A 1,202-nucleotide genomic window follows, 5' to 3' on the forward strand; every position below is an offset into this window, starting at 1 on the left:
TGCAAGCTGTTCCCAGCCGACAAGTTTCATAAAATATGCTATCTTTTCGATAGCCAATGAAGTATAATGAAGATGACAACAAATCGGTAGTTGACAAGGAGTTTTGATAGCGTGAAAAAAATATTTCTTAAAATTGTGATAGGGGTTGTTCTTGCTTGTATTTTATTTGTTTGTTTTCTTTATACGAACAATGAGATCGGCGTGACTTCATCTAAGCTGGAGGCAGATATTCGTTCGTCGCAGAAGATTAAGGATGATTGGACGGTCGATGGAAGCGTTTCCAGCACGATGGCTGCATATATTTCTTACCCTCAGGATTTGAGTGACCATTCTTTTTCCGTCTATGTCAACCGTCCTGGTCTTTCCTTTGGATACTTTTTCCGTGGGGGTGGAAACCTTTCGGGGGTTCAAAGAGGAATTGCCGAGTACACCGTAGAAGGATATAATGAGCGAGCATTTATTTCTATGAATCAGCAACAGGTAACACAGCTTGAAATAGATGACGGCAACACAATTCAAGTGCTTGACATTGACAGCAATAAACCTTTTGCGATTGTTTTGCCTATAAGTGCGGGAACCATTACATTCTATGATGTGAATGGCAATACTGTGGAATACTGGAACAATTCTCTTTGACAACTTCCAGTTTGTCAGCTTCACATCGGGTCAACTTGCCCCGAACTTTTACAATTAAATACCCGCCGCCCACATAGCGGCACACCGAGCAGGAAATCTGAAAAAGGTCTCCTGCTTTTTTTCTGCCCAAAATGAGATGGCAAAACGCCACCCCGTCCACCAATTAGCGAAAGGAGGGACACGAAATGCCCTGTCCACACAACGAAATCACGATTGTGCAGCGCAGCCAGCGGCAGTCTGCGGTTGCCGCCGCTGCTTACCAGAGTGGCGAAAAGCTGTTCTGTGAATACGACCAGCAAGTGAAGCACTACCCGGAAAAGCGTGGTATCGTCCACAATGAGATTCTGCTCCCAGCAAATGCCCCGCCGGAGTATGCAGACCGTAATACCTTATGGAACGCCGCCGAAGCGGTGGAGAAGCAATGGAACTCCCAGCTTGCAAGGAGGTGGGTGCTTACCATCCCCAGAGAGATACCGCCCGACCAGTACGCTGTCCTTGTCCGGGAGTTTTGCCAGCAGCAGTTTGTTTCCAAAGGCATGATTGCTGATTTTGCAATCCATGACCCC

At 46.4% G+C, this 1,202-nt stretch carries 2 protein-coding genes; both read left to right on the forward strand.

Annotated elements, in window-relative coordinates; translation table 11 throughout:
* Positions 1 to 111 precede the first annotated feature (111 nt).
* Positions 112 to 636 carry a hypothetical protein gene (locus DW720_RS15535; RefSeq protein WP_002569224.1) on the forward strand — a complete coding sequence of 175 codons (525 nt, stop codon included), beginning with the start codon at positions 112 to 114 and terminating at the stop codon, positions 634 to 636.
* Between the two features lie 185 nt (positions 637 to 821).
* Positions 822 to 1,202: MobA/MobL family protein (locus tag DW720_RS15540; RefSeq protein WP_182436564.1), on the forward strand; the 381-nt coding region annotated here is incomplete at its 3' end.

The organism is Clostridium sp. AM27-28 (genome assembly GCF_003480955.1).
GTDB lineage: Bacteria > Bacillota > Clostridia > Lachnospirales > Lachnospiraceae > Otoolea > Otoolea fessa.